Source organism: Alistipes sp. UBA1686, from assembly GCF_002320215.1.
Lineage (GTDB): Bacteria > Bacteroidota > Bacteroidia > Bacteroidales > Rikenellaceae > Alistipes > Alistipes onderdonkii.
Map to the genome: position 1 here is coordinate 97,187 of NZ_DCKA01000014.1, position 10,253 is coordinate 107,439.

Consider the following 10,253-nt stretch of genomic DNA (forward strand, 5'->3'; position numbering starts at 1 on the left):
AGAGAGTGTGCCCGGGCACACGGATTTGATCTCAGATCCCCGTTGTCCGGCAGCAATGCCTGGTATAGGGGCTGGGTAGATGCCTCCGATAAGCGTCCCGTTTGATCGGGGCGCTTCTATTTGAGCCTCAGGAAGGAGTAGCCGAAGCGTTCGCAGGCGGCTTTTTCCAGTTCTTCGCGCACCGAGGGGTGAGCGACGGCGATCAGTGCCCGCGCCCGCTGGGCGAGGTTGCGGCCGCGCAGATGCGCAACGCCGTATTCGGTCACGATGTGCTGCACCATGTGGCGGGTCGTCACGACGCCTGCGCCGGGCGTCAGCAGCGCCTTGATCTTCGATTCGCCCTTGGGGGTAGTCGACGGGATGGCGATGAAGGTTTTGCCGCCCTCCGACAGGGCCCCTCCGTACATGAAATCGTGCTGCCCGCCTACGCCCGAAATGATGCGCTCGCCAACCGAGTCGGCGCAAACCTGCCCCGTGAGGTCTACCTCGACGGCCGAGTTGATCGCCATCACGCGCGGGTTCTCGCGGATGCGGAACGGGTCGTTCGTCCATGCCACATCCTTCATCACGAGGTCTTTGCGGTAGTCCATGTAATCGTACAGCCGGCGCGAGCCCAGCGCCAGCGAGGCGACCGTTACACCCGGCATGACCCGTTTGAGCGAGTTGTCGATCACGCCGCTTTCGAGCAGCGGCAGCACGCCGTCGGTCATCGCCTCGGTATGCAGCCCGAGATGTTTGTGGCCCGTGAGCGCGGCCAGCACGGCGTTGGGGATCCCGCCCACGCCGATCTGCAACGTCGCCCCGTCGGGGATCAGTTCGGCGATGTGGTTGCCGATCCTGCGTTCGATGTCGGTGGGGGTCGCCGAGGGCACTTCGACCAGCGGGTCGTCGACCTCGACGGCCGCGGCGACGCGCGAGAGGTGGATCATGGCGTCGCCGTAGGAGAACGGCATGGCCGTGTTGACCTGCGCGATGACTGTCCTGGCGCATTCCACGGCCGAAACGGCCAGGTCGGCCGATACGCCGAACGAGCAGTAGCCCTCCTCGTTGGGGCGAGAGAGGTTGAGGATTGCCACGTCGACGGGCAGCGTCCCGTCGCGGAACAGCCCCGGGATTTCGCCCAGGAAGGCCGGGATCGATTGCCCGTAGCCCTGGGCCAGCCAGCGGCGGATGTTATTGGCCACGAACAGGCTGTTGACCAGGAACGTATCCTTGTATTCGGGGCTGCAATAGGGGGCGTCTGCCCTCCCGACGGCGAATCCGGAGTAGAGCGTGACATCGGTGAGCTCGGCGGCACGGTCGGTCATGGCACGGACGAGTACTTCGGGGATCGAGGTGCTGCCCTGAATGTAGACGTTGCTGTGCGGGCAGATGAGCTTTACGGCTTCGGCGGCTGTCGTGAATCGCATAGGCTTATCGGTGGTTTTGCCCGAAGGCGGTTAGGCGTGTTTCGAGCAGTTCGAACTGCTCGGGGCAGTTCAGTTGCGAAACGCAGACCCGGATGCCCGGCTGGCGGCTGCCGGTCGATGTGAGCGATATGGCGCAGATGCCGTAAAGGAGCAGTTCGCTCAGCAGCTCCGCGCTGGAGAGTCCGCCGTAGCCGACGGTGTAGAAGAATCCGTCGCTGACGGTTTCGTCCTGGTCTTTGTCGTAGACGATGCGGAAGCCGTGGCGCCGGAAGATCTCCTTGGTGAGGCGGGCGCGCCGGGCGTATTCCGAGGTTTCGCCCACGAAATCGAGCTGCCCGTCGGCCGCAGCGCGGAACATCGCCGCCAGGGCGTGCTGCGCCGAGTGGCTCGTGCCCGACGAGGCGGCATAGAGGAACGTCAGGACATAGGCGTCGCCCAGGCGCCCCATGCCGTAGCGCTGTTTGAGCGCGGGGTAGTGCCGCGGGTAAAGTTTGTCGGAGATGGCCGCGATGGCGATGCGCTGGCCGGCGTAGCTGAATATCTTCGAGCCGGAGATCATCAGGATGTAGTTGTCCGTGTATCTGGCCACGGTGGCCTGGTAGGGCGCTTCGAAGGGGCGTCCCAGGGGTTTGCGGAAGTCCATGCAAAGGTAGGCGAGGTCTTCGATGACGATGGCGTCGTATCGGGTAGCCAGCTCGCCGATCGTACGCAGCTCATCCTCGGTGAGGCATATCCACGCCGGGTTGTTGGGGTTCGAATAGACGATGGCGGCGATGTTGCCCTGTGCGAGGTAGCTTTCCAGCTTCGGGCCCAGTTTTTCGGCGCGGTATTCATAGATGTCGAACGACGCGCTGGGGATATCGAGGATCTGCACCTGGTTGCGCTGCACGGGGAATCCGGGGTCGATGAAGAGGATCGTATCCTTCCCGGGCGTGAGCTGCGAGCAGAGCAGGAAAGCCGTAAAACTGCCCTGCATCGACCCGACCGTCGGGATGCAGCCCTGCGGTGCGACCCCGACGTCGAGAAACGCGCGGATGAAACGCGCGGCCTGTTGTTTGAGTTCGGGGATGCCGAACATGTTGGGGTACTGCGACGCCACGCCCGATTGCAGGGCCCGGCATTCTGCTTCGACTCCCGCCTTTTCGGGCGGAAGTCCCGGTACGCCCATTTCGAGGTGCAGGAATTCCATCCCCGTCTGTGTTTCCATGATGCGGGCTATGTCGCCCGACTGGCGGATCGTCGCCTGGGCGATGTCCGCGATGTCCATGCGCTCCAGCGCGGAGTTGAGCACGGAGCGGTCTATCGGCAGTTTTCCCATTGTGCGGCCTGTTTTTGTGCGTATGCGTAGCCTGCGCGGAATGCCGCGAGGTTCGTGTCGACGATGGCGTCGCCCTTGCGGGCGAAAATGGCGCGTATGCCCGCTTCGAGTTTTTCGGGTGCGATGCCCAGGAACGGTGCTGCGGCGCCCAGCAGCACGATGTTGGCGGCACGGGGCGATGCGGCCTGGCGGGCGATGGCATCCACGTCGAGCGCCACGCTGTGCGGCAGGGAGGCTATCTCCCGCCCGAGCGTATCGGCATCGGGATAGTCGGGGATGTTGATCAGCGGGGCGGTGTTGGTGATGACCCAGCCCCCGGTCGAAAGCCACGGCAGGTAGCGGAGTGCTTCCATCGGTTCGAGCGAGATGATCAGGTCGGCGGCACCTCGCGGAATGAGGTCGGAGGCGATTTTATCCGACGAGATGCGCAGGTTCGACTGCACGTCGCCGCCCCGCTGGCTCATGCCGTGGACTTCGGCCTGCTTGATGTGCAACCCTTCGTCGAGGGCGGCCCTGCCGATGACGGTGGCGATCGAGAGGATGCCTTGTCCCCCTACGCCCGAGAGTATGATGTCGCGTTTCATGGTTTGCCTGTTTTTAGGGTTTTGCCGCCGGGTGGTCGCCGCGACGGGCGTGTCGCTATTGTTTCTGTTTGGTTGCGTTGTGCCGTTTGGCGGTCTGTATGCATTCGCGGCGGGGGATGATGACCGAAACGCCGTCGTAAGCGATCTCTTCGCGGAGCATGGCCTTCATCTCTTCGCGGGTTCGGGGCAGCGGCACTACGACGCGGATGTGGGCGGGGTCGACGCCCAGGCCGGCGCATATCTGTTCGAGGCGTCCCGTGCCGGCCGAATCCTGGCCTCCGGTCATGCCGGTGGTGAGGTTGTCCGAAATGACGACCGTGATGTTCGTCCCCTCGTTCACGGCGTCCAGCAGCCCGGTCATCCCCGAGTGGGTGAAGGTAGAGTCGCCGATGACGGCCAGGGCGGGGTGCTGTCCGGCGTCGGCTGCGCCTTTGGCCATGGTGATCGAGGCGCCCATGTCGACGCAGGTGTCGATGGCATGGAACGGCGAGAGCCACCCCAGCGTGTAGCAGCCGATGTCGCTGAATACCTTGGCATTTTCATATTCGCCGGCGACCTCTGTCAGTGCCGTATACATGTCGCGGTGGCCGCAACCCTGGCACAATGCGGGCGGACGGGGGACGACGATGCCGCTGGCGGCGAGGGTCGCGTGCGGGGCGAGCCCCAGGGCCGTGCGTACGCTGTCCGGAGTCAGTTCCCCGGTGCGGGGCAGTTCGCCCGACATGCGGCCGCGGATCTCAACGGGCGCAGGCAGGATGCCGCGCAGGGCTTCTTCGACGACGGGTTGTCCCTCCTCGATGATGAGCAGCGCCTTGCATTCCGACGCCATGCGGCGCACGAGTTCCTGCGGCAGCGGGTATTGCGATATTTTGAGCACCGGGTGCGGGCATCCGTCGGGATAGTTCTCCGCGAGGTAGTTGTAGGCGATGCCGCAGGCGATGATGCCCAGCGATTTGTCTTCAGCATCGGCGTAACGGTTGAAGGGGCTTGCGGCCGCCTCCTCTTCGAAGCGGGCATAGTCGGCGAGCAATGCCTCGTATCTTACGCGCGAATTGCCCGGCATCAGCACCCATTGGCGCGTCTGGGCGGGATAGGCGAGGCTGTTCTCGGAGCGTGCCTCGCGCGGTTCGACCATGGCGCGCGAGTGGGCCATGCGGGTCGTAAGGCGCATCAGTACGGGGATGCGGTATTTTTCCGAGAAATCGAACGCGGCCTGCACCATCTCGTAGGCCTCCTGCTGCGTGGAGGGCTCGAACGTCGGGACAAGGGCGAACTTGCCGTAGAAGCGTGAATCCTGTTCGTTCTGGGACGAGTGCATCGAGGGGTCGTCGGCCGCCACGACGACCAGCCCGCCGTTGGCTCCCGTCATCGCCGAGTTGACGAAGGCGTCGGCGGCGACGTTCATGCCCACATGCTTCATGCACACCAGGGCGCGTTTTCCGGCAAACGACATGCCCAGCGCCTCCTCCATCGCCGTCTTCTCATTGGCCGACCATGTGCAGTGGATGCCCCGCTGGGCGGTGAGCGGATGTCCTTGTATATATTCGGTGATTTCGGTCGAAGGCGTGCCCGGATAGGCATAGACACCCGACAACCCTGCGTGGAGCGCCCCCAGTGCGAGGGCTTCGTCTCCGAGTAATAATTCCCGTTTTGCCATGAGGTCGTGCAGTTATGCTGTTTTTACAAATTTAAGGAATTTTTAATTAAAAATCCACTTTTAATGATGAAAAATCACACAAAACCACATTTAATATTTAAAATATTATATAAATAAGTGTTTTTGAGAAAAATTGTAATATGCCATTCGTTCCATACAATGACGACTGGCAGGAGCGGGTATAAAAAAGCAGCCGATCCCGAAAGACCGGCTGCCCCGTTTGCGTCATTTATTCCCCGAATAGTGTTTTCAGTAATTCGGGCGTTTCGATTTCTTCACAATTTATGCTTCCCAGAAGCACGCGGCCCTTTTCGGTCAGCGAAAAGTACATCTGCCGCTTATCGTTCGTGCCCAACTCCCGGTTTACGTAGCCTTTCCCTTCGACCGAGCGGAGCACCTTCGAGGTGTTCGACGGAGTAAGCCCCAGCATTTCGCCCAGCTCCCCGCAGGAGAGACGTCCGGCTTTCGACAGGCTGCATAAGGCCATGCCTTCGTTCAGGCAGATCCCGTATGAGCGTTCGAGTGCCGCTTCGAACCGGTTGACAGCCCGTTGCAACTCGCGGATCCTACACAGTTTTTCCATTGTCTGCCGGTTTGTGTATGGCCTGTTTGCCGCAGTGCCCGACGCATTTGCCGCATTCGATACACTTCTCCGGGTCGATGACCGGAAGTCCGAATCCCGATTGTGTGATCGCCCCGACGGGGCAAACCGTCAGCAGCGGGCACCGGTGGTTCTGCGGGCAGCGGAGATTGTCGACGGTGAGTGCCATGCCTGTCTACTTGTTAAGCAGTACCTTGTCGATGGCCTCCTTGAGCGACGCCTTGGGCAGGGCACCCTGTGCGATCTGGGGCTTGCCGCTGGTGGGGATGAAAAGCAGCGTCGGGATCGAGCGGATGCCGAACGCGGCGGCGAGCTCCTGCTCCTCTTCGGTATTCACCTTGTAGATGTAGATGCTGTCGCCGTACTCGGCAGCCAGCTCTTCCAGAACCGGGGCGAGTGCCTTGCAGGGGCCGCACCACGATGCGTAGAAGTCGATGAGCGCCGGTTTGTCGCCGAGGTACTTCCACTCCGTAGGGTTCGTTTCGTAATTTGCGACTTTGGTCAGGAAATCCGCCTTGGTCAGTGCGATAGTTTTCATGGTATTCTCTTTTTTAGTGTTGTTTTCCTTGTTGCTGCCGTTTGCGCAGGCTGCCAGGCCGAGCATGCACATCGTGGTCAATAATAGTTTTTTCATGGTCATTATCCGTTTTTATAGTTCTTCTGTATCAATAACGATGCAAAGATGTAGAATATTTTCCATTAAAACAAATTTCCTGTGGAAAATAATTGTCGGATAAGAAATGAATTATTAAAATGCCGGGAGCGCGATAGTCGTTATAATAACAATCGAACCGATCCGGAACGAAAGGTTCGATTGTTTTTGGGGGTTACCACAATTCCATCTGAACAGCTTCGATATGGCACTTTTCAGGGATGTAGATGCAGCCGGGATTCTCCCGGATCGTCCGGGTAATGAAATCCCTGAATTTTCGTTCAGAATCTTCTTCGTTGAATATGTCCCTGCCGATTATTTCATTTAGGGCGACCCAGTTGAACGTATTGGCTTTGTTGAAGAATCTTCGGAACCATATTCTTATTTCTGTTCCGTTCCGCACGCGGATGCTGGAACTGTTTTCCGAATTGTTGCTTGTCTTCACCTGGAGTAAAGAGCCGTCTTCCTTGCAAAAGTCGACCGCGTCTATGGTGCTTCCCCAGCAGCAATACCAGCCATACGGGTGCAAAATTGTCGCCAGATATTCTTCGAGCAGATTGCCGACCATCCCCTCGATTGTCATCATGATGGAGTGCCCTTTTTCAAGAGTGTCTGCGAAATTGTCGTCGATATCTTCTCTTCGGGTTCGGAGAATTAATTTTACGGCGGGATCCGGTTTTGTTTGGGATTTTTTGCCATGCCGTTTCGACGGCCTGCCATTGTATCCTGAAAAGTATCGTGAAACCCATTTCTTGACATATTCTTTGAGGGGGATGGGCTCGTCCTGGTTAAACCCCAATGCTGGTAGATTGCGTATATCGCTAAAGGCCACACTCAGGACGACTCCTAATTCTTTCGTGTAGGCGTCTTTTGCAAAAGTTTTCGCAAGCGAGATCGCTTTTTCGCCTGAAAAATCATCGAATTTAGTCGTTTCTTTCATTGGGGGATGTTTTTCTGATAAAGTTAATGATTTTTTACTTTATTTATGGCGTTATCCCCGGGTTTTCTTTTCCAATCGGTTTGCACCTTGGTTTACATAAACGGTAAGAACCGAGGGAAAACAGGCTTGAAACGAGGCGCGGAAAAACCACCTGTATTGCCGAAAGAGTTTGGTTTCAGCGATGTAACTCGCTAAAAAACAATAGAGGGAGCAATTTTCTTTGCTCCCTCTTCGTGACACCGACAGGACTCAAACCTGTAACCTTCTGATCCGTAGTCAGATGCTCTATTCAATTAAGCTACGGTGCCGAATTGCGAATGCAAATGTAGGGCGGTGCTGATTGATAGATAGTTACGGCTGTGAATTTTGTCGATGATTTTCTCTTTTTCGTGCTCTTGTTCGGTGCGGTTTAAACATTGGTTTAAACATTTCGGGTAATTCGTTTATCCCAAAGTTGGGTTAATAAATTAAGTGAATTAGTTGATTGTTTGATAAATAGAAAAAGTGACAAACTACGTCGAAAGGGCAATTATATAGCCCCTCGTTTTTAGTCTGTCACTTGTCCTTGTCAAAGGAAAACGCCGCATTTTTTCGGCCTCTCTCCTTAATCTTTATAGATACGATGCAATTCAACTCCACATTTTCAGGGTATTAATGTTGTGAGTTGCTCTTGTAAATAGCTAGTAAAATCTTTTGATTTGGCCATATTTATAAGATTTGCTTCTGGATGCTCTATTTTATATTGATTAATTGAGTTTAACATAAAATTTAAGATAGTTTGGAATATCCTACTATCGTATTGCGATAAATCAAAATTGACTATTTGATCATATATAATCGAATTTGTAGTTAAACTGAAATATGGAGCAAGCCATGCAACATGCAATTTAAAATTAGCAATGACGCCTTTTTGTTGTCGATTTGCTATTCCAACTATATAATTGTTGGTTTTACTCGTGATTAAACAGCAGTTTAAATAACCTTTAAAATTTCTTTGAGAATTAAATATTTCTTCGTAAATAGTATTATTTCTTAATAACGCAGTGGGTTTTGATCTCGCGGTATGAGGATCGCTGAATATTATTGCCCGAATTGCCTGTGCTGTATATTGTATTGAATATATTTTGCTTGATGGTTTACCTTGATTTTTATAATAATTTTTACGTCGATCATAATAATATCCTTCGTTTAAAAAGTATAATTCTAGATCGCGCTGAACTGTTTTTGTTGCCCGTAGTAAAGCTGGTGCAACCACATTTTGATAATTAGTAGATGCAATAATATTATCAATGATTTCTTTGTCTGTATTAATGATTACTTTGACAAGAACAGCTCGGTCATCACTTAAATCTCCGCTATGTGAGTTGAAGATTGAATAAGATGTTTGTAGGCCATTCACGATCTGAACATTCTCTAATGTTAATTTTTTTCCTAATTGATTAGGATTTTCTGCAATAATAGTGATGCCATTATTAAACCACCAAAAATCCTTATCTAAACCTTCCGCTATAGTGGTTTTTATTCCTTTGTTAACGTCAACTTCTCCTTGAAAATGTCTAATATTTGATTCAAATAGATCATCTCGGATTGAACCCGTTTCAGAGGTTAAGAAAGACTTGTAATTCCCTAATTTCACCACTCCAACATAACCTATGTCCTCACCAAAACTAGTTGATAATGGTGTATCTTTAAATTCTAAAACCAACCGATTGTTTTTTGTTGTTTGATATAGTTGGATGAGTTCTTTGCAACTATAGTTTTGAAAAAAAACATCATTAATGGAAAAATTACTCTTTGTTACTTCAAGTAATTGTTCTTTTTTACTGATAAAAGACGATGATATTTGTATTTCAGATGCCGCACAAACATATAGGATGTTAACTGTTATTCGTCCTCCATTAGTTGCTGTTTTAGTCCAAATATCTTTAAGAATTTGAGTCCGTTCAACAATTTCTGGGTTAAATCTTGTGAGTAATTCGTCTTGTGTTTTCGTTAAATTAAGTAATGCGGGTATTGTTGTAATTAAACGATCCAATGCCGTTTCTTTGAATGAAGATTCTTTTTTACATTGTGTAATAATAAATTTGACATTTGTTGATTTATTGAATCTAATATCGTCAACATCATCAAATGAATCAATAGCTATATTATTTACAAGAATAATAATAGAATCTATTCCTCCATCATTCCCTCCGTCTACGATAGAATTAACAATGCTATCATATGAAATGTCGTAAAGTTTGTTAATTTGCAATAATGCAAATCGTTCAAATAGTTCGGAATCATTTAATTCCAACTCATTTTCTTGTTTGAATCGGGCAATGCACCCATCAAGGATAACCCTATCGTTACTATTCATAGCAATTATTTTTTTCAAAATTAACAAGAAAGGCGGAATAATGCAATTTTTAATTTATAAACATTCTTAAGTAGTTTTCGCAGAATCCCGCTAACGGGAATTTCACCACCTCGTTCCGTCCGTCGGGCGTGGTGTAATGAAATAATATAGCGTTCGCTCTGACAAGGCAGTCGAATAAATTTACCGTTTCGCTCATGCCTTCCATCTTTATCTCGTTGGCGATTATTATTCCTATTATATCGTTTATCTCTTCAAGGTCGCTTTTCCACCCGATTATTCATTGTTTGTTTTTTACAAGTGCGATTTCAACGGGTTTATTTATGTCCGCTGTTTCGGGTGAGAAAACAAAGTAAAACATTTCGGGACAAATCTCATTTTGAGGTTTTACGACTATTAAGCCTATTCCCTCTGTCTTGCTCCATTCGACCAACTTACATATAGCTTGTTTGTTCTCTCATGCTTTGGTCATTCATTCAGTTTTCGGTTGTTTGTATCTGTTCATTTTAGCTAAAATTTATATTGTTATTTATCTTTATAAAGATAAGATTATTAGCGGAATAAACAAAATAAGAAAGTGACAAACTCTGCAAAAGGGTCTTATAGACTAACCTTTTCACAAAGTCTGTCACTCAGAATAGAAAGGACAAACCTACGCAAACGGTTTAATTTATAGACCGTTTTTCAAAGTCTGTCCTAATATTTTGTCTTTTTTTATTTTAGATTTTTCTCGGTT

Annotated in this window: 9 protein-coding genes and 1 tRNA gene; all 10 read right to left on the reverse strand. The window is 51.6% G+C overall.

Annotated features, from left to right (window positions below):
* Positions 1–116: 116 nt before the first annotated feature.
* On the reverse strand, positions 117–1,409 hold the full coding sequence (locus tag B3C38_RS05955) for an acetyl-CoA hydrolase/transferase family protein (protein ID WP_022331945.1): 1,293 nt from the start codon (positions 1,407–1,409) through the stop codon (positions 117–119).
* A 4-nt stretch (positions 1,410–1,413) separates the two neighbouring features.
* Positions 1,414–2,727: a pyridoxal phosphate-dependent aminotransferase gene (locus B3C38_RS05960; RefSeq protein WP_286726218.1), complete on the reverse strand. Its 1,314-nt coding sequence runs from the start codon at positions 2,725–2,727 to the stop codon at positions 1,414–1,416.
* A complete protein-coding gene (locus B3C38_RS05965; RefSeq protein WP_286726220.1) occupies positions 2,709–3,311 on the reverse strand; it encodes an indolepyruvate oxidoreductase subunit beta in 603 nt (200 codons plus the stop codon). Before B3C38_RS05965 ends, B3C38_RS05960 begins: the two co-directional genes overlap by 19 nt.
* 55 nt (positions 3,312–3,366) lie before the next feature.
* On the reverse strand, positions 3,367–4,968 hold the full coding sequence (locus tag B3C38_RS05970) for a thiamine pyrophosphate-dependent enzyme (RefSeq protein WP_286726221.1): 1,602 nt from the start codon (positions 4,966–4,968) through the stop codon (positions 3,367–3,369).
* A gap of 229 nt (positions 4,969–5,197) precedes the next feature.
* Positions 5,198–5,551: a MarR family transcriptional regulator gene (locus tag B3C38_RS05975; RefSeq protein WP_055202788.1), complete on the reverse strand. Its 354-nt coding sequence runs from the start codon at positions 5,549–5,551 to the stop codon at positions 5,198–5,200.
* Positions 5,535–5,738, reverse strand: a complete 204-nt coding sequence (locus B3C38_RS05980; RefSeq protein WP_022331950.1) for an ATP-binding protein — start codon at positions 5,736–5,738, stop codon at positions 5,535–5,537. Before B3C38_RS05980 ends, B3C38_RS05975 begins: the two co-directional genes overlap by 17 nt.
* Positions 5,739–5,744: 6 nt before the next feature.
* Complete coding sequence (gene trxA / locus B3C38_RS05985) at positions 5,745–6,203, reverse strand: thioredoxin (RefSeq protein WP_022331951.1); 459 nt, start codon at positions 6,201–6,203, stop codon at positions 5,745–5,747.
* A 193-nt stretch (positions 6,204–6,396) separates the two neighbouring features.
* On the reverse strand, positions 6,397–7,161 hold the full coding sequence (locus B3C38_RS05990) for a SinI family restriction endonuclease (protein ID WP_286726226.1): 765 nt from the start codon (positions 7,159–7,161) through the stop codon (positions 6,397–6,399).
* Between the two features lie 234 nt (positions 7,162–7,395).
* A tRNA-Arg gene (locus tag B3C38_RS05995) sits at positions 7,396–7,469 on the reverse strand.
* Positions 7,470–7,804: 335 nt separating this feature from the next.
* Positions 7,805–9,520, reverse strand: a complete 1,716-nt coding sequence (locus B3C38_RS06000; protein WP_286726228.1) for an AIPR family protein — start codon at positions 9,518–9,520, stop codon at positions 7,805–7,807.
* Positions 9,521–10,253: the final 733 nt, after the last annotated feature.